The organism is Adonisia turfae CCMR0081, from assembly GCF_011009555.1.
GTDB lineage: Bacteria > Cyanobacteriota > Cyanobacteriia > Phormidesmidales > Phormidesmidaceae > Leptothoe > Leptothoe turfae.
This window is the reverse complement of the sequence record NZ_QXHD01000004.1, coordinates 3,344,520-3,369,054: the sequence shown is the minus strand read 5'-3', so window position 1 is coordinate 3,369,054 and position 24,535 is coordinate 3,344,520. Positions and strand designations below refer to the sequence as shown.

Below are 24,535 nucleotides of genomic sequence, written 5' to 3'. Positions count from 1 at the left end.
AGTGTGACCTAGCCTGTGACCATGGCACCCACCCACTTCAGCCACGATGCAACGAACTGCCTGGGGGACCATTGCCCCCCTCTGGGGGATCCTGGCATCCCAGGGTCGTCCTGAGACATGGCCGTGGTTGTCTCACTGTGGGTAGCACTCAATTCCGTTCCATTCACTGTGAACTCCCCATTGACGCCTACCCTAAAGTTCAAGGGTTCGAGCAGACCTTGGGGTGACCCTGTCTCAGGGTTATTAAAATCATTCACATCGGCAATATTGATCAGTTTATTGTTCTCAATGACAGCACGATAACTGTCTTGGTTACGCATGAGCGGACGCGAGATGCCGTTGACCCGAATGAGGTTGTCTTTAATCTCAATGGTGCTGAAGTCTGTCTTTTTATGGAAACCAAATAAGCCCGCTTTTCTGGGGGTTTCAGTTTGATTGGCGATCACCTCGTTATTGTAAAACGAAAAGTTGTTATAGATGCCTTTATGCCAAACCACCCCCCTGCCCGGGTTCACAATCAGATTGTTATGGAATTTTGTGGGACCGTTGGCGGGTTCTTCACCAAAGTTTGAAATTAAATTGCCACGATCTTTGTCAGTGTCAAAAACAAAAACATTATTGTTGATCTCAGCACCATTGCGAGCCCATTCTAAGGAATAGGAGCTAGTGAAGTAGTTATGGTGAATGTGAAATGTGAAGCCATCCTCAGGGATGTTGCCCCCGCCAAACTTTGGGATTGAAATGGTGCCACTGAGATAGTTGTGATCAATTTCAACAAAACGATCGTTTTCAAATGGCAGCTCAATGGAAAAGTCTGTTTTGATGCTGTTGTTGGAGATTCTTACATTTCTAAACTGTCGGCCTTTGATGCCATATACATTGATGTTACGCTGGCCACTTTTAGAAATGTCATTGTTGTAAATTTCGGAGTCTTTGAGATACGTTGCAAAAATCGAGCCGCTGGTGATGCCACTGTCCCCATGCCCTTGGCCACCCGCATCAATAAATATATTGTCATGAATGGTTGCATTCTTCACCTGAAACAGTCTAACGGAACTCCACAAAAAGTCTTTGAACTCCAGGTTCTTGAGCACCAGGCCTTGATTACGCCCACTAAAAATTGCACCATGAATCTCTGGCCCGGTTAAGGTCATATTTGTAAAGGAGACATTATTAGCGGTTTTCTTGAGACTAAACAAATAGGCATTTTGATCAATGGAATCAAAAACTGTTTCGCCATCGGGTAGTCCTTGGGTACCCACCTTAAATGAGCTTCTATTTTGTAAAACTGTGCGTCCACGACCGGCCCCCTTAAATACGATATTGGCCCTGTTGACGTTAAGGGTTTTGGCCAGGTCAAAAACACCTTCAGGAATGTAGAGTGTGGCCGTGTTATCGGCTCTACTTTCTGCCGTAAGCCAGTTAATGGCTGCCTGAATTGTTGTGGAGTCATCTCGACCGTCATTAGCAACAGCATTATCAAGCCCTGGATTGGCTTCAAAAACTTCCGGAGGAAGGTTAGTGATGTCAATAGTGGTGGATGATCTGGCGGTGCTATTGTCAGCGATTGTGACGGAACTGACAATTTCTGTAGGGTGACTGATGTGGGGATAGGCTGAGGTCTCAAGCCCTGACAAGATGGCGACAAGTATATAAAAAAACATACAATGGCTAAGTCCTAGACGATTGTGAACAGGCTTGCGTTGCAGAAGAGTAGGATTTTTGTAGACAAAATTGCCAGGCTATCTACTAGATCCTGGTGTTCTTAATGCATATCAGTAGAGAAAATAGACGTCTCCACAGATAAATTTTGCTGTTGCTGATTTAGAGTAGGAACCAGTCTATGAAACCGACTAACCGTTGGGATTTGCTCGATAGAATCCTCAAATTTGAGGTGTCATGGCGGACCTTTCTAAGGACGTGGGCACTGTTGGGCACTGTAGTGGTAGATGTCCCTTAAAAAACCCAAATTTGGTTGCTTGATTTTGGTTGCTTAATGTTTACAGGGTTTGCTGTATGTCCCTTTGATATAGGTCAGGGCAGCTTCACAGACATTATAGTCACGGATAAGGGATTAGTGTGGTTGATATGGTGCAGTTTTGAGGTCCATTATGGATTGGCTATTTGATCCGCTGAATTATGATTTTATGCGTCAGGCACTACTGGCTGGTGTGCTCATCGGAATTCTTTGCCCAGTCGTCGGTACCTATTTAATTGTGCAGCGGATGGCCTTGTTGGGGGATGTGGTTGCCCATGCGGTACTGCCAGGGCTTGCGATCGCAAATTTCCTGACCATCCCCCTTCTGCTGGGAGCCTTTATCTCTGGCATTATCAGCACGTTTGTGACCACCTGGATTCAGGCCCAATCCAAGGTCAAGGTAGATACGGCCATGGCCATTACCTTTTCCAGCTTTTTTGCGTTGGGCATTACCCTGCTGACGATCCTACGCAGTCGTATCGGCCTTGAAGGGCTTCTGTTTGGCGATATTCTGAGTATTTCAATGGGTGATGTCTGGCAGATTGGCTGGATTACCGTCATCATTCTAGTTGCTGTCAAAATTTTCTATAAAGAACTCTTATTCTTTACCTTTGATCCGTTAGGGGCAGAGGCGAGTGGTTTGCCGGTTACCCGGATCAATGTGGGATTGATGACCCTGATTACCCTGGCGATTGTGGCTGGCATGAAGGCGGTGGGAGTTATTTTGGTGATGGCCTTAATGATTAGCCCGGCGGCAGCCGCCTCTTTATTAACGACTGAACTTCACTGGATGATGATGGTCGGTTCAGGCCTAGGTGTGATTTCTAGCCTGGTGGGTATGTATGTGAGCTATTACCTTGATATTCCGTCGGGGCCGGCGATTACATTGACCCTATTTAGCTGTTTTTTATTGACATTGCTATTTAGCCCTAGCCAGGGAATATTGACCCACCGTTTTTGGGTTTCTAAGCGCCAAAACAACACCTTAAATTGATACCCGATTTTTTGGACCATTTCTATGCCATCTCCATGGTAGGAAGATTCGATCAGAGAATACCTCTTTGTCATTGCTTCATTGCTGATTTAGGGAATGAATCGACAACGATCAATATCTCAAGGCTTGAGAATTGATAGGGAGCGAGGCCATAACAAACTATCTCTAACAACAATTCAAGCTGAGTTGGTATCGACATTACAGTGGATTGCCATCAGTGCCTTCAGACATTGATGGCAATCTCTTCATGATTTCTTGTCCAAATCATATATCGACACCTCATCTTGATGGGAGAGACTATAATGAAACTAGTTTTTTCAAGATTTTTCTTTCTGAATATCGCCCTCTGAAAACTTGTTACAAGTCATTAAATTTATTTTTCTGGTTGTTCACTAATTTAAGATGACTGCTCCTTCCCTTCGATTACTGCTCTCAACATTGATTGACTATGCAGGGTTGCTTTCTTCTACGAGCCTAGGTATGGCAGCAGCCATCACCGCCTATGAGCGATATAGCGACAGTTCCCATCGTTGGATGCTGGGACGATTTGTCTTATGTTTATCTCAATTATCTCAGTTTGAAAACTGTTTAGATGAATTAGAGCAACAATACGCAGCAGCCTTTTGGCCACTGAGCGTCATCTTAGAGCCTTCGGCTCAAGCGCTAGAGAATTTAGCGCCATGGCTAAAAAAACAAAACCGGTTTACGATTTCAGCCCTTGAATTTAAGCTGGCAGGGGCAGATGCGATCGCACCCCTGCTTCCCCATCTGCCACCCCACAGCGATCTCTTTTTTGAGGTACCCCTGGATGCGACCCTACCCGACTATTTGGCAGTATTGCAAGGTAGCCGCGCGGCCATTAAGGTGCGCATGGGTGGGCCAACTGCTGCCGATTGCCCCAGCATTGATACATTAGCCCATTTGCTAGTAACCTGTGCCAATGGGCAGATTCCCTTGAAGGCGACTGGTGGTCTACATCAGCCCTTACGCAGTTGGCAACTGCTACCCGATGGCAATTCCGTAGAAGTGCATGGCTTCCTCAACATTGCCCTGGCTGCTGCCTTTGCCTACGGCTATGGAGCTACGGCATCTGATATTACGACGATTTTGCAAATCAATACCCTGGATGACCTGATTTTTTCGGCTCAAGAGATTATCTGCCACAGCCCCCTGTGGTCACCGGAACCAGAATTATCTAACGTGGCAGGGCATTTGCCCTTAGAGATATTGGCAAATGTTCGCAGCCGTTATTTTCTGGGAATTAACGCTAATTCATTTCAGGAACCGTTGGCCAACCTTTACCGTTTAGGTTTACTGGGCAATGCGTTGGGGGTGCCATCCTATGCATTTTCCAGTTGATTTACCCGATATCTACCAATATCTAAAGGAATAAATCAACCTCTACCATGGCATGCCCTCAAAAATTTGCTATAGTTGCGATTGCCATACGATAACGATTATCATTTCTACCCATGCTAGAGGTTGAAAACCTGTCCGTTAACTATCGGGGCGTTTCGGCATTGGATGCAATTACATTGCATTTGCAACCGGGGGAGCTGGTGGGGTTAATTGGCCCCAATGGAGCAGGTAAAAGCACTCTAATCAAAGCCATTTTGGGGCTAACCCCCTGCCAGGGACGGGTGCTATTTTGTGGTGGACCTCTGCGACGACAGCGGCGACGGGTGGCCTATGTACCGCAGCGATCGCAAATTGATTGGGACTATCCTGTGACTGTCTGGAATGTTGTGATGATGGCCCAGACTAGAGCCTTAGGATGGGTCCGTCGCCCTGGCGTTGATGCTAAGCGGATGACCAGTGAAGCCCTTGATCGTGTAGATATGCTATCTCTCAAAGATCGTCCCATTGGTCAGCTTTCCGGCGGGCAGCAGCAGCGTGTATTTCTGGCCCGTGCCTTAGCTCAGCAGGCAGAACTCTTTTTGCTCGATGAACCATTCACTGGCATTGATAAGAAGACTGAGGCCGTGATGGTCGATATTTTTGCCGAACTCAGTGCCCAACGAAAAACAATACTGGTATGTAGCCATGAATGGGGTGATGATCTTTATCGCTATGATCGATTGCTATTACTCAATCGGCAACTGCTGGCCAACGATCGCCCCCATGCAGTGATGACCATGGACAATATCCAACGCGCCTTTGGTATGAATTCTCAATCGAGCTTTGGCACGCCTCAGGCCATGCGATTAGTGAGTTAACCAGCTCCGCCAATTTTTTGTAGGGCAAGCTCATGTTCATGGGCAGACCCCATTAACTCATTTGATGGATGGGTTCAAAGCGGCTGATTTAAGCTATCTAATATCTCCGTTACCATCCTTAAGATGTACTGTTTTAAGGGCTAGGTCGAGATGAGTGATCAACCAGCGATAACCGCCTATTTGCAGACCTCCAACATTATTGATTGGCAACACCCGTCCATTGTGGAGCTGGCCGCTTTTCTCGCAAAAGGCCATGGAAAACCGACGGAAATTGCCCAGGTCTGCTTTCAATGGGTGCGGGATGAAATTCGTCACAGTTTTGACTATCAGTTAAACCCGGTGACCTGTCGCGCGTCCGATGTGCTGCGGCATCGGACGGGTTATTGTTATGCCAAAAGCCATCTGCTCGCTGCCCTGCTGCGGGCTAATGCCATTCCGACTGGCTTTTGTTATCAACGCCTAAGTGTCAATGATCAGGGTGCACCCTATTGTCTCCACGGGTTAAATGCCGTTTATTTACCTGAAATCGGCTGGTATCGCATTGACCCGAGGGGAAACCGTGGGGGGATAGATGCACGGTTTATGCCCCCTCAGGAAAAACTCGCCTTTAGCCCGCGATTAACAGAAGAGACTGATTTTCCTGCGATTCTGCCAGCCCCGTTGGCAGTGGTTGTAGACGCTTTAAATAATTACCAAACTTGGCATAGCTTGCTGCAAAAGCTTCCAGATCTTTCTCCTGAGATGGCAGCAAAGTATGGACTATGGCAAAATCTCAGACCTCATCCCTCTAATTTTTAGGGCCTTTGTGTTCCCACTAAACCTCATAATTTCTTCATTTTTTACCGTTACATTAGTAAGATAGGCAAAACCATCAGCGCCATGGGCTATTCATTCAAGCCAATGGCCCCATGGTTTGTTGTTGCCAAGCGTCAATAGTAATGGGGCTAGGTACAATGGTGAGTCTACCTAATCAAAAACATATCACTATGACAGAGGCCTGTTTGCGACCGACAGTTTCCAACAAGGCTCTACAAGCAGCCGTTACCGATTTGCAGGCCGTCAATTTCTGGGTAGGGTTCTTACGCTTTGGTGTATTGGGAGTTGCTGTAATAGGCTGTATAACCTTGGCCTGGACCCATGCTGCTGGCCTCAGTTTCTGGGGATGGACTGTTGTCGCAGGTGTGTTTTATGCCTTCTGGCTGATCTGTACCCATGACGCGATTCACCATACACTTCTAGGCTGGCCTGTTGTGGAAGAGACGCTGGCACGAATCATATCTTGGCCGATGCTCTGGCCCGTCGGTGTTTATGCAAAGCTGCATCGGTTACACCACGGTTGGAATGGTCTAGATTTACGCGACCCAGAGCGCATTCAATGGACTACCCAGGAATATCAGGATGCATCGCCCTTCGTACAGTGGTACATGCGCCACCAGTGGCTGATAGATATTCTGATTTTGGGTGGTTTAGGAATCATCCTTAAAACCCTCATGGGTGGCCGCAGATGTCAGGATTTATTACCCCGATTGAGATTTCAGTTATTTGCTGATTTTTTGGGCATAGGAATTGTTCAGGCTTGTTTAATTGCGGTTGTTATTCTTTCCCACACGAGTATTTGGCGTTATTTGTTATTTTGGCTTTGCCTAGAACGAGTTGTTGGCGTGATTGCCCAAACACGAGCACATTTAGAACACTATGGTTTATGGCAGCAAGTGGGCGGTCATCAACTGACGCAACTATATTCTTCTCGAAATTTACAGACGAGCCACTGGTTTAGTTGGTTAGTGGGAGGTCTCAACTACCATGCTGTACACCATGCCTTTCCATCGATTCCATTTAATCAGCTGCCCCAGGCCTATGATCGGCTTCAGACTGTGTTGGATGATCATGGGATGCCCGCAATGGAACTCGAACAGGGCTATACCCAGGCGGTGCGGCGATTGATGAATCGCTTCATTTTAATTCCTATGGCTGGGGGGCTCTCAACGAAGCATTAGGCCTGTTATTGCTTTTTATCCACCCATCTAAAGCCCCAACCAGGGGCTTTATTTGTATGCAGTCCCCGTATAGTCACTATCGCAGTATTTGGTTCGTTTGATATTCTTTGTGCACAGACGGTACTACGGGAAAAGAAGCGATACATTATGAGCCCTTCTAAACAGTTCAACTACACATTAAATCAGTCCCTGGCCCCCAACATTCCAAGTCGGATGCTGGCACGTCAGCAAAAGACTTTCACGGATCTTGATCTGTTTGCCCATGAGATGACCAGCATTTTTGATAACGATTGGGTGATGGTAGGGCGTTCGGGGGAGATTCCCAATCCCGGGGACTATATGACGGCATCCTTAGGGTCACGGCCTATTATTGTCATGCGTCAGCAAGATGGTGACCTTCGGACAATGGCAAACTACTGTTTACACCGTTACGTCAAACTGTTAGAGGGCTGTGGGTCCACAAAAAGTATTGTGTGCCCTTACCATTGCTGGGTTTATAAATTAGATGGTGAGTTAGTCGGTGTGCCTGAGCGGGAAGGGTTTAGGGCGGGCGACATTGATGGACTTTCCTTGGAAACCCTGGCGACAGAAGAGTATCTTGGTTACGTTTTTGTTGCTCTACGACAAGACTTGCTGCCAGTGTCTGAGCGGTTGAAAAATCTTAGCTATATACTTAAGAATTTTGAGCTAGATCGTTATGAAGATCGGCATGTGGTACATGAGGAACAGTGGAATGCTAACTGGAAGCTGATCTACCACAACTTTATTGAGAGTTATCACACCACTTACACCCATACGAAGTCTATTGGCCCTGCTAACCCAACCAAGTTAGTTGAATATGGCCCGACTGGCGATCCCAATTTTACGATTCACAGTAATTCGTATACCCATGAACATCAGCCAGCTATTTATAACCCCCAGCTAGATGAAAATGAACATAGACGGTTTTATGTGGCGGGTGTTTTCCCGAATGGTTTAGTTGCGGTTGAACCAAATTTTGTTTGGTGGATGGCCCTTGAACCCAAATCTGTTGACCAGACGAATGCTCGTTGGGGAGTTTCTTTCTCTCACCATGCGATGCAGACAATACCTGATCCTGATAAGTTTGTGAAAGAGATTGTCAATGTGATTGAAATAGCGACCATTGAAGATAAGGAAATGGTTGAGCGGATGCAGGCAGGTGCGAATTTTGGTTCGGATAAATCAGGTTTATTGCATGCTCCGTTGGAGGTGTATATCAAGGAGTTTGATGATTATGTTATGCGGTTATCGGGTCATTGATATCGATCTGGTAAGCTGGCTTTACACCAGCTTTTTCTTAGGTTAAACCCTCCCGAGGCTCAGCAACGCTGGGACTTATTTAATCGCTGTCCCGATTTAAGTACACTTTTTCTATTTCACTGGCTGGCAGTGGTTTAGAGAAAAAATAGCCCTGTCCAAAGTCACACTTTAAGTTCTGGAGCCATAAAAGCTGTTGTTGTGTTTCAATCCCCTCTGCAATAATCGATAACCCTAATTCTTGAGCAAGCGCTACAATTGTGTTCACAATTGGATAATGATTCCTTTCTGAGGTAAATTCCTTGATAAAGGAACGATCAATTTTGAGATTATTGACTAAAAAGCAGTTTAAATATTTCAAAGATGAATACCCTGTACCGAAGTCGTCAATGCTCACTTGCATCTGTCGAGCTTGCAACTCTTTTGTCAGAGCAGTCGCATTATCAATACTTCCCATGATGGCACTTTCCGTGATTTCAAGCTTCAAACAGGCTGGATTTACCTGGGTTTCAGCCAACACTTGATCAATACTATCTAATAAATTTGGAGAGTTGAATTGTCGGGGTGAGACATTAATACTCATGGTTAGCTCTGGCCACCCCCGTTGCTGCCAAACTTGCAGTTGCTGACAAGCTTTTTGGAAGATTAAAATTCCCACAGGTTCAATTAAACCTGAGGCCTCTATGGATGGGATAAAGAGACCCGGTGGCAGAATGCCTTTCTCAGGATGCTGCCAACGAATTAACGCTTCAAAACCAACTATCTTCAAAGTTTCAAGGTGAATAATGGGCTGATAAAATGCCGTGAACTCTTGATTATTCAATGCTCGTTGGAGATCTGCTTCTAGAGTCAATCGATCATGGATTTGAACATGCATCTGCGGGGAAAATATTTGAACACTTCCCTTACCTCTAAGCTTGGCTTGATACATGGCAGTATCGGCAGCCTGGAGCAGTTGTGCCGCTGTTTGACAGGGTTCCTGACTAAAGGCAATCCCCACACTGGCGGTCATATAAATTTCACACCCTTCCACCAGAAACGGCTGATGGAAACTGTTACTAATTGTTTGGATCACTGAATCAATGGCGGTGGCATTAGCCTCAGAAATTGGATTGACAACCCAGCAAAATTCATCTTCACCAAGACGTGCAAGGATATGGCTGGGGCGAATCTTTTTTAGTAATCGTTGGGCGATCGCAACTAGAAGTTTATCCCCAAACACATGGCCAAACGAACCATTCACCAAGTGGAACTGATCGCAGTCGAGAATAATAACGGCCAAGGTTGAGTCTTTCCTATCCAAACATTCGGCTAATTTTTCCAGGAGATTGGTTCGGCTAGGTAACTTGGTTAAGCTATCTTGAGCAATCATGGTTTGTAACTGCTCTGTTCGTTCCTGTACGGTTGCTTCCAGGTGGGTATTGAATGCGGACAATTGCTGATGTTGTTGGCGAATACGCAGCATTGAACGCACACGCGCTCGAAGTTCTAACCCACTAACGGGCTTACTAATAAAATCATCTGCGCCAGTCTCTAAACATTTGGCTAAAACCAGCTTGCCTGTCACAGCCGTCACGATGATGATGGGAATAGATTGCCACTGGGGCATTGCTTTTATCTTTTGACAGACCGCTAGGCCATCCATCTCAGGCATTGCAATATCCAGGAGAATCAGATCCGGTTGCACAGAAGGAAGGATCCCAAGGGCCTCTTTACCACTGGTTGCAGACTGTAATTCGTAATTTTCGGTTGCCAACAGTGCCTCAATTACCTCAAAGTTATTGGGCTCATCATCCACAACAAGAATAATCGGTATTTTCATGCAATGACCACCTTATTGAACTAACAATTTTTGAATGGTCAGGGCTAGTTGTTTGAGCTTGACGGGTTTACCGAGGTACTCGTTCGCACCAGCTGCTAGACAACGCTCTTGATCTCCCGCCATGACCAGGGCGGTTAGGACAATAATGGGAACGGATTTGAGGGTTGAATCTTGATGACGAATCCGCTGAATCGATTTGAGACCATCTAAGTCTGGCATTTGGATATCCATCAAAATTAAATCAGGATGATGTGTATGGGCTAATTCAAGGGCGTCTAGACCATTGTTAGCCACCATCAGTCGATAGCCGATGGTCTCTAAGTAGGACACCATTAAACTAATGGTGTCTTGATTGTCTTCCGCCAATAGGATCAGGGGTGAGTTGTCTTGTTGACCAGAGACAGGCAGGCTTAGCGGGCTGATCTGATGAGGTGATTGGCCAGGTTCAATCAGGGGGGCAACAGACTCATAGGGGAGATTAATACTAAAACAGCTACCCACGCCAACTTCGCTGGTTAAACTAACGGTTCCCCCGTGCAACTCGGCCATTTGTTTGACTAAAACTAAGCCTAAACCGGTGCCCGTATATTTTCGATTGAGGGTGCTATCAATTTGGGAAAAGGGTTTGAAGAGTTTAGTGATGTGTTTTTGAGCAATACCAATGCCCGTATCCGCCACACTGAGTTTGAGGTAGTGTCTAGCGGTGAGGGGGCCAGATTCCCAACTCCATGCATGGGAAGCTTGCATAACCTCAGATGGTTTTTGTAAGTGAGATGGTTTCGACGGATCGTCCTGGTAATGATAACGCACCGCCAAGGCCACACATCCCCCTTCAGGGGTGAACTTAATGGCGTTATTGAGTAGGTTCACCAGACTCTGTAGAATGCGTCGTGCATCAATAGCCAGTGTGGGGGAGTTGGGAGGGATCGTTGTTGTGAGGGAAATGCGTTTTTTGAGTGCTTGTTGTTTAACGAGTGCCAAGCTAGATTCACACAGACTCTCAATGTTGGTGACACTTAACTCTAGTTCGAGTTGTCCTGCTTCAATTTTGGCGACATCGAGAATATCGTTGATCAGGTTTAGTAAATGGGTGCCGCTGTGTTCAATGGTTTTCAGGTATTTAAGTTGCTGCTTGGTCAAGGGACCGAAGGCTTTCTCCTGCAACGCTTCAGACAATCCTAGAATAGCGTTAAGCGGGGTGCGCAGTTCATGGCTCATATTGGCTAAAAACTCATCCTTGAGACGGGTGGCGCGGACCAGTTCTGCATTGGTGCGTTGGAGTTGGGTTTCAGCGGCTTTGCGATCGCTAATGTCCTGAATAACTGCTAAACAGCGAGGGGAGTCTTCTGCTGGGTTTTGGATCAGGGTAACGGCTGTGGTCGCCCAAAAGTAGGAGCCATCTTTACGGATATAACGCTTTTCAAGGGTGAAACTATCAATTGCGCCTGTGAAGAGTTGTTTTATTTGTTGTTGTGAGTCGTTGAGATCTTCAAAATAGGTTAAATCAGCCGATGTCAAAGACTCAAGCTCTTGGGCTGTATAGCCGGTCATTTGACAAAAATAATTGTTGGTGCGGGTGATTTTACCATCGGTTAAGTTGCTTTCAGCAATGCCTACAGCGGCCTGCTCAAAGGCTGCATGAGCACGGGCTTCACTTAAATGTAAGGCGCTTTCAGCACGTTGGCGATCGCTGATATCACGGGCACATGCGATAATGACCGGACGGTTACCTAACATTAATTTCTTTAAGGACACGTCCACATCAAACGTAGTGTCATTATCCAATCGACGGGCCTTCCATTTCACCCTCAGATCTTTACCCTTTGCCACCTGTTGAGTTATTTCCAAAATCTGTTCGATAGGAGCCTCTGGGGCCATAAAATCAGCGATGCTGGCAGCCAGAATTTGCTCTCGCGTCGCTCCCAGCATCTCCACATATCGGTCGTTAACGTCAAGGACGGTACCCCCTAAATCGTGAATCATGATGCCATCGTAGACATTGTTAAAGATGGTGCGTAAGTCCTGCTCAGAACGCGCTAATTCTTGGGTACGTCGCTCTACACGCTGTTCCAGCTTTTGATTAAGTTGTTCTAAGGCTGTTTGCGCTCTTAGTCGCTCAAGCTCAGCAGCAGCCCGATCCGCAAACACTCGTAGAATTTCCTGGGAGTGTTCCGGGTTGACTATGGACTGGCGTGAAAAAATGCAGAGTGTTCCAAGTGCTTGACCTTGACGATTTTGTAGCGCCACCCCCATGTAACTTTCTACCGCCATCGACACCAGTCTAGGATTTTGAGGAAAGCAAGCTATGACCTCTCTCTCACAGTGATACACCCCTGCCCTAAGGGTAACTCCACAGGTGGTACCTTCGACCTCAACAATCTCGTTCGGTAGATGCTGGCCATCCCCCCAAGCGGCCAAATAGCGCAATTGATTGCCTTCAACAATTTCGGTAACAAATGCATGGGACGCATTCAAAGCGGTGGCAATGTGTTGAACCAGAGCTGGGAAAAAGTCAGGACCGGTTAATGCCGCCGTGCCTTCAATCAGATTTTGGAGGGCATTTTCTGCACGCTGGCGTTCTAGTTCAGCTGAAACTCGGCCACTAAAGACTTCTAAAATCTGTTTGGCTCGTTTGGGATCCCGCAAAGGTTGTCGGTCAAAGATGCACAAGCTTCCTAGTACTTGACCTTGGCGATCGCGCAGGGCTACCCCTAGATAGCTCTCAACGGCTTTCTCTCGCATAGGGTTATTGGGAAAATGCTCAGAAACACCACTGGGACAATGGTAGGAATAGTTAACAACAAGATCACGACAGGGGGTTTCTGGAAGATCGTAGGCAAAATTCGGTTGCGGTTCACCATCAATAATAAAGGCCAGACTTTGCAGCTCTTGATCCACAAATTGAGTGATTAAGGCGATGGGAACGTCGAGGGCTACACTGATGTGATGAACCAGGGCTGGGAAGAAATCCTGACCAATGGTTGCGGCTGTTCCCGTAACCAGATTTTGTAGGGCCAGTTCAGCTTGTTTAAGGTCAGTGATGTCAAGGACCGTACCAAGTAAACGAATTGCCTGTCCCTGTTCGTCTTGTTCTACCTCGGCACGATACTCGTGATGGCTCAGCGACCCATCGGATCGAGTTCGACTGTATTCAATTGTATACGGGGTGCCTTTAGCGAGTGCCCGTTCGACATAACTCTGTAATTGCAGGCAAGCCTCAGCCGGCAGCATTTGTAGATAGTCTGGATAGGACGGCGCTGATGCGGTTGGCTCTAACCCATAGATGCGGAACATTTCTGGTGACCAGGTGATAGTCTGGCTAGCGATGTCAAACTCCCAGTTACCGACGTGAGCGACCTGTTGTGCTTTGAGTAGAGTGGCTTCGCTTTGGCGCAGTTGAGCGTCTGCTTGGTGACGTTCGATGGCAATACCTGCAATATGGGCCATCTGCGTAATCATTTTTAATTCATGGGTTTGCGGTGATCTCACCTGTTTGTAATACATTGCCAATGTCCCTAAAACCTGGCCACCACGGGCCTGAATTGGGCTTGACCAGCTAGCTTTGAGACCATGGGTTAATGCCAAGTCTCTGTAAGCAGACCATAGGGGGTCAGTGGCGATATCGGCCACAATAACTGTTTGATTACGAAAGGCTGCTGTCCCACAAGACCCCACACCTTCACCAACTAACACGCCATCAATTGCCTGGGTATAAGCAGTGGGTAAGCTCGGGGCCGTTGTGTGACGAAGTCGATTTTCTTTATCGAGCAATAAGACAGAACAGAGCACTGTCTCCAAACTATGTTCTATGTGATAAATCAAAGCATTCAGCACTTCCAATAGGGGCTGACCTTGGGCAATGTTTGCTAGAAGCGCATTCTGCGCTGCCAATTGAATTTCAGTGAACTTGCGATCGCTAATGTCTGTATGGGTGCCCAGCAGTCTTGTCGGTTCTCCAGTTTCATCCCATTCCATGAACTGTCCCATGGTGAGAATCCATTTCCAGTTTCCTTGCCGAGTCTGCATCCGAAATTCAGCTCTGTACTGGGGAGTTTGACCGATTTTATAGGTCAAGTAAGCTTGATTCACCCGTTCTCGATCATCTGGGTGCAAACGTGACTGCCAATTTGCCTCGGTTTCGCAGAAAGTCGCTGGATCATATCCCAACATCAAGGCATAGTCTGGACTGACAATGGCTTCATCCGTCTGTAGATTCAGATCATAAAAGCCTTGGTTGGCCGCACGCATAGCAAGCCGCAACCGTTTTTCACTTGCCTGCAGTGCTCGGGTGCGTTCTTCTACTTGCCGTTCGAGTTCGCAGTTGTAGTCGGTTAGCCAGATTTGGTGGGTATTGGGATGGATGAGGATGTTGGCCGGGTTGATGTCCTTGTGTAGTATCCGATACTGGTTCAGAAGGTGACCGTGGTTCTGTATATAGTCCCGTAGGGAGATAGCGCCCACATCTGCCATTATCAGGGCATAGTTGTGGTGCCAGGGGACGAAAGCGAGAGGTTTGACAATATGATTCTCTCTGACGGCCTGATAAACGACGGTGCCACTGCCTGCATAGAGTTTTGTGGTCAGAATATAGCCTGGAATAGACGGTAAAGCCTGATCTGACATAGCCGAGCCTCGGTAGGCGACACTAAGAAAATCTAAATGCTGAATAACTTAAACACTTGACTTGACATCTAATCCCCACCCAGGAAGGGCTGAAAATTGTGTAACAGATTTTGACCTGAAATCATTGTAGTGCAAGGCACAAAAGCTTATAAGGTTCTTTATACTGATAAATTTAAGATTGTGAGCGGATTAAATCTAGGAATTGTTTAATCTTGCAAGAAAACGCTCATTTAGCACCTTGACTGATAATTTCCCATTTCAGGGATTTATGTAGCATCAACCATTGTATTCCCACAATCTTGATTGCTTTTAAGGCGAGTATTTTTATACAAAAAGTTATATAACCCCAGGCAAAAGCTAATTAGATACAACGCTGATCAAACGATTTCATAGTGATCCCTTATCCGGATCCAGCACTAAAGGCAACCCATTCTGGCGACGCTGTTGTTTAAGTTCAACAATCTGCCCAATTGCTAAATTTAGCTATACCCTGGAGAGAATTCAAACCCATAATGACTCTGACATTGTTTTATACCTTCATCTGTCAGGAATGACACGGGAGGCAGCGTAATCTCTCCAAAAACAGGACTTAAAATCGCCCAACATTGATGGGCAATTTCTAGGAGTTTTTGATCATTATAGAGGGAGCCCACCAACTGACAGCCCAGTGGCAAACCATCCACCGTTTTGCCTAGAGGGATATTTAGAGCTGGCAACCCACATAGGGTCCACAGTCCACAAAATATGGGTGAACCTGTATTGGCCAGTCCCAAAGGTGCAGGTCCCAGAGTGACCGGACTTAACACGGCATCGTATTTGGCAAAGATAGGGCGTAATTGTTCACGATAGCGATAGCGCCATCGGCAAGCTTGCTGGGAAGTATCAGCAGAAATAGATTTTCCCCATTGCAACCAATCTCGTAACAAGGGAGAACACCGATCGGGAGCCTTGGATAAAAGAGCACCATGGTTTTGGTACAAGCCATGGGCACATAGGGTTTGAACAATATTCCAATAGGGATCAACGTTAGCAGGTAACGCCACCAAATCCACTCGAATATCAGCCTGTCTCAACACTGTAATAGCTTGCATTAATCGAGATTGAGCAATACTCTCTGTCTGTTGCCAGTGAGATGTTTTGATCAGGCCCAAGCGGATTGATTGAAAATCTTTTGTTGACCGAACTGATAGTGATGTTGCTTTAAAAGCAAAAGTCTGTTTAGTCGTCTGGCAATCTGGATCTCGACTATCTGCACCTATTAATACAGTTAACAATCGGTGAATATCATTTAAGCAACGGGCAAAGACTCCTACATGATCGAGGACCGGAGCAACGGGCATCATGCCATAGCGAGAAATAAGCCCAAAACTCGGTTTGAATCCAAATATGCCACAGTAGGCAGCCGGACGTAAAATTGAGCCCATGGTTTGTGAGCCCATGGCAATTGGCACCATTCCATCTGCCACCGCTGCTGCCGAACCGCTGGAGCTACCACCAGGAGTATGGGCCAAATTGTGGGGATTGGCTGTCGGTCCTGCGGCGGCTGTGGCCAGCTCTGTGGTAACGGTTTTGCCCAATATAATTGCCCCCGCTGCCTTGAGTTTTGAGACAATTGCTGCATCATAACCCATATATCGATTACGATAAATTTCTGTTCCCCAGCCAGTGGGCATCTCTAATGTGGCAAAGATATCTTTTACCGCGATGGGGACGCCTAACAGTGGAAAAGTTTCCAGGATTTGGCTTCCCTCCTGTTGCAATTTCTGTTCCCACACAGTTGCCTGCTGTTGTGCATGGTCCATATCAAGATATGTCCATGCACGTACCTGAAATTCTCGTAACTCAATTCGCTGAAAACAAGCCTGTAATAATTCTGTAATGCTTAACTCCCCTGTTGCTAGTTTTTCAGCTATTGCTTGAACACTCAAACTATCTAAGGGTGATCGTGGGAGTATCATTTTTTGTCGTGCTGATTTGGGGGGTAAATTGATCGGTAGACCTCGCTAATCGTCTGAATTTGAAAGATAAAATCATCCCGAAGATCAGCAACACCCATTTTTAGTAATGTTTACAAAAAATCACTGAAATTCTCAGAGAAGCGTATTGTTTTATACGGTTCTTTCAAAAACAGTTCACTTATGATTTCTTTCATAGCTCGGTCTAAGCTTGGCGTGGTTTAGGCTTTACATTAAGGTGTTTTGGGCACTAGCGCAACATTCCCTGAAGCCCTTTCTAGAGCAGTATTAGCTTAGTTTTTTACAGTTAGCTGTAGCAGTTGGGGCCTTATTAGACTTCTCTTTCGAAGTTCGTTGTCTCAGCGAATTCTGCCATGCCATCCACTCTCATCCGGGGTAAATATATTATTTGCAAAGCTATCAGCCGCACAAAGGCTGAGATTATTGAAGATGGTGCTGTTTTTGTAGATGACGGTACCATTATAGACGTGGGGACGTATCAGGAACTGTCCGCAAAATATGAACCTGATAAGATGCTGGGATCAGCTCACCATGTGGTGATGCCAGGTTTTGTTAATAGTCACCACCATGTGGGGTTAACTCCCTTTCAACTAGGGTCGCTGGACTATCCCCTAGAGCTTTGGTTTGCCAGTCGTCTGTCTGCCAGGCAAGTGGATTTTTATCTGGATACTCTCTACTCTGCTTTTGAAATGGTGGAGTCAGGGATTACAACGGTGCAACATATCCATGGCTGGTTGCCAGGACCTGCCACCCTGTGGCCAGAGATTACAGACAAGATACTCAAAGCCTATGAAGACATTGGTATGCGAGCATCCTACTGTTTTGGTGTGCGTACGCAGAACCATTTTGTTTATGAATCTAACGATGAATTTGTCGCTAAATTACCTCCCAGTATTGCGGCGGATATGGAGGCCCTGCTCAAGCCCCACGAAGTACCTTTGGAAGACTTTCTCTGGTTCTTTGAAACACTTTGGAAAAAGTGGGAAGGGGCTGCCGATGATCGCATTCGCCTACAGTTAGCGCCTGCCAATCTGCACTGGTGTGACGATGATGCCATTACTACCCAGACAGAGTATGCACATAAGTATGGTGTTGGCATGCACATGCACCTCCTGGAAACTCCCTATCAGATGGAGTATGCCCATCGTCGTACAGGTACATCCGCAGTGAAGCATCTTCACAAATTAGGTGTTTTAGGTCCCCATTTAACCCTGGGGCATGGTGTGTGGCTGACGGAAGAAGACATTGATCTCATTGCCGAAACAGGGACGATGATCTGCCACAATGCGAGTTCTAACCTCCGCCTACAAAGTGGTGTTGCTCCTCTTAATCATTATGCTCAGAAGGGAGTTAGAGTGGGCATGGGTTTGGATGAGGCAGGCATCAATGATGACCGCGATATGCTCCAGGAAATGCGGCTGGTTCTCAAGTTGCATCGAGTCCCCGGTATGGATTCTCTGGTGCCCGCAGCATCCCAGGTATTTCAAATGGCGACAGAAAATGGCGCTCATACTACGCGCTTTGCCAATGAAGTAGGTGTATTAGAGCCCGGTAAAGCTGCAGACTTGGTGGTGATGGATTGGGAGCATCTGGCCTATCCCTATCTCGATGACACCATTCCTGTTCTGGAAGCTGTTATTCACCGGAGTCGCCCCCATGGTATTGATGCTGTCATGGTGGCAGGTGAGGTAATTCTAGAGAATGGCACGTTTACCCATGTGGACAAGGATGCGTTGCTGGATGAGTTGGCCGAAATGCTCAAGGCTCCCCTCACACCGGATGAATTACGCCGTCGAGAGCTTGCTAAAGACGTCTTTCCCTATGTGAAAAAGGTCTATGACGGCTGGTTTAGACCAGAGGCTTATAAGTCGTTTTACTGCACCAGTTGCCAGAGCTATCACCCATCGTTGGGGTGACGCTTTATTCTAAAGTTCTTGTTCTTGCTTCAGTCCATTGGCTTCGTTATCTGATGAATACATTAAACTAAGGAGACTTTTATCATGTTTCATTCCCGTACTAACCGTCGTCGTTTTCTGGGTATGAGTCTGGGTGCAGCGATGACGCCTGCTTTGTTATCTTTCCTCAGTAGTTGCGCACCGGGTAAAAAGCCTGTAGGCTCAGGCGGTTGGGATGGTCGTGAGATTAAGTTTGCCCATGGGGCGGGGTTATGTAATATGCCTCTGTTTTACTCTGCTGAGAAACAACTCTTTGCCAAGTATGGGTTTAAGGGAACAGCGGCTCTGACGCCGATGCCTGCTGATGTGGCGGTGCAGTTGGCCACGGGCCAGGTGGAAATGGCGGTGATTCCGTTTACTAATGCGATCGCAGCCTATACCCAGGGTGCATCTTTCCAAGTTGTTGCTGGCAGTGGTGTCGAAGGCTTAGTCATTGTCGCTAAGCCCGAAATCAAATCCTTTGCTGATCTGAAGGGTAAAAAAGTTGCCACCTTCCAGGCCGACACTCTGGATGTCATCGTCTATGACTATTTAAAGAAAGAAGGTATGACCTACGACGATGTGGAAATGGTGTACCTGGGTGACTCAACTGAACTGTTAAACGCTTATCTGGCGGGTCAGGTGGATGCTGTCAGCCACATTGAACCCTATGCCACCAAAGCTAAAACCCAGACCAACGGCAATATTCTGGGTAATGGTGTTGATATTTATGGCAGTGGCTATCCTGACTGTGTTCTCGCCGTTCGTAACGAAATCATTGAAAACGAACCCGAGATGGTGAAAGACGTTATTCGAGTCTTCTTTGAAGCTCAGTATGAGATTGAAAATAACTTTGAAGGGGCAGCTCAAGCCACCATCGATAAGTATTATAAGACCGACATGGAGAGCCTGTTGGCCTCTGCCCAGGCTCAGCCTCCCGGTGTGGATGTACGGGATAAGCGTAACTTTATGTATGAGCGTGCGGAAAGTATGAAGGAGTTGAATTACATTAATATGGATCTGGATGATAACTTTGTTAATTTCTCTTTGTTGGAAGATGTGATTGCTGAAAGCCCTGAACTTTGGGAGCGGGTGAAGGTGAAGGTGACTGTTTAAAGTTCACAGTGATGGTTCAGGATATTGACTGGATGCAAAACCGGCTGCTTGGGGTCCCTCCGAGTTCCCCAAACCCCCTGGGCAGGGCCGGAACGCCGCCCTACAACCCAACGTACTAGGTTATTCCTAATGGCATTAAGTTTGGAGTTACGGTGGGGTCGATTATATATGTTCCGGACTGGTTTCTGCAGAAGTTTTGGAGCATAAAATTCAAGTCATGAGGTTGTTGTTTAATGATGCCTTAATTGTTAACGGTATATGCCCAAACTTGACTCCTCAATTCTTAAAAACATGCAATTAAAATCTTCTGTCAGTCTAGCCGAACCTCGCGTTTCTAAAACGCGCAGTCGCTGGTGGCAGACTGTAGCCACGTCAGCTATGTGGTGGTGTCTCTCGCTGGGTCTGTTTATTGGAATTTGGGAATTAGTAACCTTGCTTGGGTGGGTGAACACTTTGATTTTGCCCCCACCCCACGAGTTTATTGCTGAAATTGGTAATCAGGAACAGTTTCTTGCGCCCAGAATTGGTGTGGAGCGCACGGGTGGCAATTTTGTTTTACTTACCGCCATTGTGGCCACCCTCAAGCGGGTAGTGGCCGGTCTGGTGCTGGGCTTTATTGCCGCCATTGGGGTGGGTGGTCTGGCCTGTTACTTTAAGATTTTTGGTAAACTCACCCTACCAGTGATTACGCTGCTGGCTCCCATTGCTCCTATTGCCTGGATTCCCTTTGCCATTATGGCCTTTGGTATTGGGGATAATGCGGCCATTTTTGTGGTGTTTATTGGCATTTTCTTTTTGCTTACCCTGGCGACGGTTAATGCTATTAACAATGTCAATCAGCTGTATATCAATACGGCACGGGTTCTGGGTGCCAGCCGTCGTCAGGTGATGTTTAATGTGATTTTACCGGCGGTGATTCCAGATCTGTTTTTTATCCTGCGGATTAACTTTTTTGCGGCCTGGATGGCGGTGTTGGCAGCTGAGATGGTGGGGGTGAATACCGGGCTAGGAGCCATTGTGATGGTAGGTCGGCAAATGTTTAATGCCAAGCTGATGTTTTTAGGCATGGCTGTGATTGGGGTGGTGGGCTACCTGTTGGATGTTGGATTTCGGCAGGTGCAGCAACGGGTGCTGTGGTGGAAAGGATCGGCGCAAATATAGTAGGGTGGGCATTGGCCCATCCATCCAGCGAGGTTTATTCAACGGAGTTGAGAAACGGTGTACAGGAGGGTTTATGGATGGGTGAGATTGTTTGCGATCGCGTCAGTAAAATCTGGAATCCTGACAGCTCTGAAGCCAATTTAGCCATTGACGACATCAGTTTCTCCGTAGAACCGGGGGAATTTTTAGTGATTATTGGTCCCAGTGGTTGCGGCAAAAGTACCCTGCTAAGCATGATTGCTGGTTTGGAAACACCCACATCGGGGACACTGCGATTTCGTGGTGAGGTCATCACAGAACCGTCTCCCCATCGTTCTATGATCTTCCAGCAGGCGTCTCTATTTCCCTGGCTGTCGGTGATTGATAACGTTGCTTTTGGGTTAAATCTACAGGGCTTAGGAAAACGGGAACGCCACCAGCGAGCCAAGGAGTATTTACAACAGGTGGGGCTGTTAAAAGCGGCAAACCGCTATCCCCATCAGCTCTCGGGGGGGATGCAACAGCGGGCCTGCATTGCCCGAGCTCTCTGTCTTGGCACCGATGTGTTGCTAATGGATGAGCCCTTTGCTGCCCTGGATGTCCAAACCCGTCATCAAATGCAAAAGTTCTTGCTAGATATTTGGCAAGGCACTGGTAAGACCGTTATTTTTGTTACCCACCACATTGATGAAGCCGTTTACTTGGCGGATCGGGTGTTGATTTTAACCGCCAACCCAGGCCGCACTTTGGCCATGGTGCCAGTAGAGATGTCCCGTCCCCGCGACATGATGAGCAAAGGGTTTGAGTATCATCGCAATCTGTTTGTGGATCATCTGCGTTCTGAGGTGGTCAAAGCCTTTGAAGAGCAAGAACTGGCAGAGATGTTGGATACTCGCATTAAATAAATAGCTATGGTTACTCGATTTCCCCTATTGAAAAACCTGGCCCAGTGGGTCACTGGAACCCAGGCGAAGACCGCCGAAGCAGACGAAAACAAAGCCGCCATCGACATCTGGTCCTATGCCGAGCCTGCTGGGGAAGAACCCGATCCCCTCAAACGTAATGTCTTGCAATGGCGACGCTTGATTACGTCCGTGAGAGAACCGTTAGATATTTTTCCAGGACAGCCCGTTGACATCGTTGGCTTTGTTCATCGTCAGTTTCCAGGGGCTCCTAACCAATTTGTCCTGGCTCGCCGTATCATTCGCTGTTGCCTGGCGGATACGGTGCCCCTGGGGTTAGCGATCCACATCGATACCGCTGATGACTTTGAAAATGATACCTGGCTACAGGTACAGGGAGTCTTTGGCACAGTGGATGTGCGTAATCGCCCCACGCTAGTGGTGATTCCTAAGCAAATTCAATCGATTCCTGAACCTAAGAAAGCCTACATTAACGGTGTTTTTTGATAAATTATTTGATCCTAATTCCTGACTCAATTGTTGTTACCTGGCGGCTATCTTCCAGTCTTTGCAAGATTTCTGTAATGCCTGCAATCCCAGTCCAAAAGGTATACATGCCCGCTTTAACTGGGTTTTCCTTTAAGCGATGGGCCAAAATACCCGCAGCTATACCTTCTAAAATATGAAACAACAATGCGGCTGCACCAATCCAAAAAACTCTCTCTAATAATGTATGTTCTGCAATCATGCCGCTCAGCTTGGTTGCCACGAGTCCCAATGCTCCAGCGATTAATGTGCAGGAGACCCCTTTGATCACCTTGAGCACCAGAGGATGGGTGGGCAATAACGGTAGCATAGAGATATTTCCTTAGCGGTCATGGTATCTACACCTCTACGGTAGCGCTATATTTTATTCTGGTACATAAGCAATCGGTGGATGCACACTTTCAAATATGATTACAGACCAGGGACCTGTTAATGCTGACCAGATTGTTTGGGGTAAACGTGATGATCGTCTAAGGCAGGCGCAAAAGGCGGCATGGTTTGGTGCATTTCGGTCCCAGCGAGCAGAATTTTCCTACGAAATCACCGAAATTGAAGGTTTGTTACCGGAGGCATTGTTAAACTCCACCTGGTTTCACAATGGTCCCAGTGGGTTTGAGCGGGGTAACCAACGAGTCAATCATTTTTTAGATGGCGATGGTTATCTCTGTCGGATCGCCTTTCGTGATGATGGGCGGGTGTTTTTTGATTCCAGGTTTGTGCAAACGGCGGAGTTTGTACAGGAAGAACAGGCTGATCGCTTTTTGTTTCGCTCCACCTTTGGGACTCGCAAACCTCAAGACAATCTGTTGGAGCTTTATCTGAAAAACCCGGCCAATGTAAACGCAGTGGCTTGGGGCGACAGACTGCTAGCGATGTACGAGGCTGGACTACCGTATCAGGTGAATCCCCATACGCTGGACACCATCGGCTCCCAAAATGTCCAGGGGCAGTTGGTTTCTCAGTCATTACCAAAATCCCGTTGGCAAACTTTACAACGCTTTGCTCAGGGACAGTGGGCAACGACGGCCCATCCCCATGGTGATCCGGTGCGCGATCGCATTATCCTATGGCACTGGGCCGCCCAGCTCAAGGGCCTCACCATTGCCATTGTGGAATATGACCGACAATGGCAAGAATGCACCCGCTCCCAGTTTCAGATACCTGGGGCCATGGTGAATCCCCATGATTTTGCCCTCACACCCACATACTATGTCTTTGTTGAAAACCGCCTTACCTTTAACCCGTTACCCTTTATCCTGGGTCGTCAGTCCCCGGCGGATTGTTTGCAACTACAAACAAATCAGCCAACGCGGATACATTTAGTGCCCCGTCCCGATGGTCCGATGGCAGGGCAGCCAGTACAAATTGTTGAGACCAGCCCCTGGTTTTCAATTCACCAGGCCTGTGCCTATGATCAGCCAGATGGATCTGTGGTGGTTTATAGTGCCGGTTGGCCAGAGGCCGGGCTGGAACAGGGATTTTTGAGTAGCTGGCAGGGGTATGCGCCGGACTTTGATGTCATTGCTCCCACCTATCTTTGGCAAACAACCATTCAGCCCCAGCAAGGCACCGTCAATCACCAGGTTGTTCTTGAGAACTATTGCATTGAGTACCCCTGTTGCCACCCTCAGTATGAAACCCAGGCTGTGCGCTATCTTTACATGACCTATAGCAACCGTGTGGGGGAGTCGTCTCCCCCCGTTGGTTATCTCAAGGTGGATCTGCATACCCAAAAGTCTCAAATCTGGATGGAAGATGGTCTCAGTTTTACCGATGAACCGGTGTTTGTCCCTGCCGGTGGGGACGAGGAGGATGGATGGTTGGTTGGCATGGTTTACGACCATGCCAAGGAGCGTTCATCGTTGGTGATCCTCAATGCAAAAGATTTAGCAGCCGGTCCAGTGTGTCGGTTGTGGTTAAATCATCGACTGGTGCCAGGTCTGCATGGGTCATGGGTACCCAACTATTACGGGCCACGGTAGGGGCACGGTCTTGTACCTGCCCCCTGTTCTG

At 47.2% G+C, this 24,535-nt stretch carries 17 protein-coding genes; 12 read left to right on the top strand and 5 right to left on the bottom strand.

Annotated features, from left to right (window positions below):
• Window positions 1-8: 8 nt before the first annotated feature.
• Window positions 9-1,664: a right-handed parallel beta-helix repeat-containing protein gene (locus DXZ20_RS18705; protein WP_163699813.1), complete on the bottom strand. Its 1,656-nt coding sequence runs from the start codon at window positions 1,662-1,664 to the stop codon at window positions 9-11.
• Window positions 1,665-2,111: 447 nt separating this feature from the next.
• Between DXZ20_RS18705 and DXZ20_RS18700 the strand changes: the two genes are divergently transcribed.
• The 6 genes from DXZ20_RS18700 (at window position 2,112) to DXZ20_RS18675 (ending at window position 8,466) form a co-directional block, all read left to right on the top strand.
• The gene (locus tag DXZ20_RS18700) at window positions 2,112-2,972 is read left to right on the top strand and encodes a metal ABC transporter permease (RefSeq protein WP_250564939.1); all 861 of its coding nucleotides are present in this window, start codon (window positions 2,112-2,114) and stop codon (window positions 2,970-2,972) included.
• A gap of 402 nt (window positions 2,973-3,374) precedes the next feature.
• Window positions 3,375-4,331, top strand: a complete 957-nt coding sequence (locus DXZ20_RS18695; RefSeq protein WP_163699811.1) for an alpha-tubulin N-acetyltransferase — start codon at window positions 3,375-3,377, stop codon at window positions 4,329-4,331.
• A 113-nt stretch (window positions 4,332-4,444) separates the two neighbouring features.
• The gene (locus DXZ20_RS18690) at window positions 4,445-5,188 is read left to right on the top strand and encodes a metal ABC transporter ATP-binding protein (RefSeq protein ID WP_163699809.1); all 744 of its coding nucleotides are present in this window, start codon (window positions 4,445-4,447) and stop codon (window positions 5,186-5,188) included.
• Between the two features lie 150 nt (window positions 5,189-5,338).
• Window positions 5,339-5,986: a transglutaminase-like domain-containing protein gene (locus DXZ20_RS18685; protein WP_163664462.1), complete on the top strand. Its 648-nt coding sequence runs from the start codon at window positions 5,339-5,341 to the stop codon at window positions 5,984-5,986.
• 188 nt (window positions 5,987-6,174) lie between these two features.
• Window positions 6,175-7,185, top strand: a complete 1,011-nt coding sequence (locus DXZ20_RS18680; protein ID WP_250565827.1) for a fatty acid desaturase family protein — start codon at window positions 6,175-6,177, stop codon at window positions 7,183-7,185.
• A gap of 147 nt (window positions 7,186-7,332) precedes the next feature.
• Entirely contained in the window at window positions 7,333-8,466 is a 1,134-nt protein-coding gene (locus DXZ20_RS18675) for an aromatic ring-hydroxylating oxygenase subunit alpha (RefSeq protein WP_163699805.1), read from the top strand.
• A 79-nt stretch (window positions 8,467-8,545) separates the two neighbouring features.
• Here the strand turns inward: DXZ20_RS18675 and DXZ20_RS18670 are convergent, their stop codons facing one another.
• The 3 genes from DXZ20_RS18670 to DXZ20_RS18660 form a co-directional block, all read right to left on the bottom strand.
• A complete protein-coding gene (locus tag DXZ20_RS18670) occupies window positions 8,546-10,285 on the bottom strand; it encodes a two-component system response regulator (RefSeq protein ID WP_163699803.1) in 1,740 nt (579 codons plus the stop codon).
• Window positions 10,286-10,297: 12 nt separating this feature from the next.
• Window positions 10,298-14,908: a PAS domain S-box protein gene (locus tag DXZ20_RS18665; RefSeq protein WP_163699801.1), complete on the bottom strand. Its 4,611-nt coding sequence runs from the start codon at window positions 14,906-14,908 to the stop codon at window positions 10,298-10,300.
• Window positions 14,909-15,387: 479 nt separating this feature from the next.
• Window positions 15,388-16,866 (bottom strand): amidase, encoded by a 1,479-nt coding sequence (locus DXZ20_RS18660; protein ID WP_163699799.1) that lies wholly within the window; start codon window positions 16,864-16,866, stop codon window positions 15,388-15,390.
• Between the two features lie 371 nt (window positions 16,867-17,237).
• Between DXZ20_RS18660 and DXZ20_RS18655 the strand changes: the two genes are divergently transcribed.
• From DXZ20_RS18655 to DXZ20_RS18635, 5 genes are all read left to right on the top strand, one after another.
• Window positions 17,238-18,800, top strand: coding sequence for an amidohydrolase family protein (locus tag DXZ20_RS18655; protein ID WP_163664452.1), 1,563 nt, complete (start codon window positions 17,238-17,240; stop codon window positions 18,798-18,800).
• A gap of 84 nt (window positions 18,801-18,884) precedes the next feature.
• Window positions 18,885-19,934: an ABC transporter substrate-binding protein gene (locus DXZ20_RS18650; protein WP_163699797.1), complete on the top strand. Its 1,050-nt coding sequence runs from the start codon at window positions 18,885-18,887 to the stop codon at window positions 19,932-19,934.
• A gap of 291 nt (window positions 19,935-20,225) precedes the next feature.
• Window positions 20,226-21,095 (top strand): ABC transporter permease, encoded by an 870-nt coding sequence (locus tag DXZ20_RS18645; RefSeq protein WP_250565826.1) that lies wholly within the window; start codon window positions 20,226-20,228, stop codon window positions 21,093-21,095.
• A 77-nt stretch (window positions 21,096-21,172) separates the two neighbouring features.
• Window positions 21,173-21,979 (top strand): ABC transporter ATP-binding protein, encoded by an 807-nt coding sequence (locus DXZ20_RS18640; RefSeq protein ID WP_163699794.1) that lies wholly within the window; start codon window positions 21,173-21,175, stop codon window positions 21,977-21,979.
• Between the two features lie 6 nt (window positions 21,980-21,985).
• On the top strand, window positions 21,986-22,483 hold the full coding sequence (locus tag DXZ20_RS18635; protein ID WP_163699792.1) for a TIGR03943 family putative permease subunit: 498 nt from the start codon (window positions 21,986-21,988) through the stop codon (window positions 22,481-22,483).
• Window positions 22,484-22,487: 4 nt separating this feature from the next.
• Here DXZ20_RS18635 and DXZ20_RS18630 read toward each other — a convergent pair whose 3' ends face one another.
• Window positions 22,488-22,832 carry a hypothetical protein gene (locus DXZ20_RS18630; RefSeq protein ID WP_163699790.1) on the bottom strand — a complete coding sequence of 115 codons (345 nt, stop codon included), beginning with the start codon at window positions 22,830-22,832 and terminating at the stop codon, window positions 22,488-22,490.
• Between the two features lie 97 nt (window positions 22,833-22,929).
• On the opposite strand from DXZ20_RS18630, the gene DXZ20_RS18625 reads away from it, so the two are divergent.
• Window positions 22,930-24,504: a carotenoid oxygenase family protein gene (locus DXZ20_RS18625; protein ID WP_163699788.1), complete on the top strand. Its 1,575-nt coding sequence runs from the start codon at window positions 22,930-22,932 to the stop codon at window positions 24,502-24,504.
• Window positions 24,505-24,535 lie beyond the last annotated feature (31 nt).

What these genes read in the sequence shown, in the direction of transcription:
- DXZ20_RS18705 (WP_163699813.1), bottom strand. Translation starts at nt 1,664, where the DNA reads ATGTTTTTTTATATACTTGTCGCCATCTTGTCAGGGCTTGAGACCTCA.
- DXZ20_RS18700 (WP_250564939.1), top strand. Translation starts at nt 2,112, where the DNA reads ATGGATTGGCTATTTGATCCGCTGAATTATGATTTTATGCGTCAGGCA.
- DXZ20_RS18695 (WP_163699811.1), top strand. Translation starts at nt 3,375, where the DNA reads ATGACTGCTCCTTCCCTTCGATTACTGCTCTCAACATTGATTGACTAT.
- DXZ20_RS18690 (WP_163699809.1), top strand. Translation starts at nt 4,445, where the DNA reads ATGCTAGAGGTTGAAAACCTGTCCGTTAACTATCGGGGCGTTTCGGCA.
- DXZ20_RS18685 (WP_163664462.1), top strand. Translation starts at nt 5,339, where the DNA reads ATGAGTGATCAACCAGCGATAACCGCCTATTTGCAGACCTCCAACATT.
- DXZ20_RS18680 (WP_250565827.1), top strand. Translation starts at nt 6,175, where the DNA reads ATGACAGAGGCCTGTTTGCGACCGACAGTTTCCAACAAGGCTCTACAA.
- DXZ20_RS18675 (WP_163699805.1), top strand. Translation starts at nt 7,333, where the DNA reads ATGAGCCCTTCTAAACAGTTCAACTACACATTAAATCAGTCCCTGGCC.
- DXZ20_RS18670 (WP_163699803.1), bottom strand. Translation starts at nt 10,285, where the DNA reads ATGAAAATACCGATTATTCTTGTTGTGGATGATGAGCCCAATAACTTT.
- DXZ20_RS18665 (WP_163699801.1), bottom strand. Translation starts at nt 14,908, where the DNA reads ATGTCAGATCAGGCTTTACCGTCTATTCCAGGCTATATTCTGACCACA.
- DXZ20_RS18660 (WP_163699799.1), bottom strand. Translation starts at nt 16,866, where the DNA reads ATGATACTCCCACGATCACCCTTAGATAGTTTGAGTGTTCAAGCAATA.
- DXZ20_RS18655 (WP_163664452.1), top strand. Translation starts at nt 17,238, where the DNA reads ATGCCATCCACTCTCATCCGGGGTAAATATATTATTTGCAAAGCTATC.
- DXZ20_RS18650 (WP_163699797.1), top strand. Translation starts at nt 18,885, where the DNA reads ATGTTTCATTCCCGTACTAACCGTCGTCGTTTTCTGGGTATGAGTCTG.
- DXZ20_RS18645 (WP_250565826.1), top strand. Translation starts at nt 20,226, where the DNA reads ATGCAATTAAAATCTTCTGTCAGTCTAGCCGAACCTCGCGTTTCTAAA.
- DXZ20_RS18640 (WP_163699794.1), top strand. Translation starts at nt 21,173, where the DNA reads ATGGGTGAGATTGTTTGCGATCGCGTCAGTAAAATCTGGAATCCTGAC.
- DXZ20_RS18635 (WP_163699792.1), top strand. Translation starts at nt 21,986, where the DNA reads ATGGTTACTCGATTTCCCCTATTGAAAAACCTGGCCCAGTGGGTCACT.
- DXZ20_RS18630 (WP_163699790.1), bottom strand. Translation starts at nt 22,832, where the DNA reads ATGCTACCGTTATTGCCCACCCATCCTCTGGTGCTCAAGGTGATCAAA.
- DXZ20_RS18625 (WP_163699788.1), top strand. Translation starts at nt 22,930, where the DNA reads ATGATTACAGACCAGGGACCTGTTAATGCTGACCAGATTGTTTGGGGT.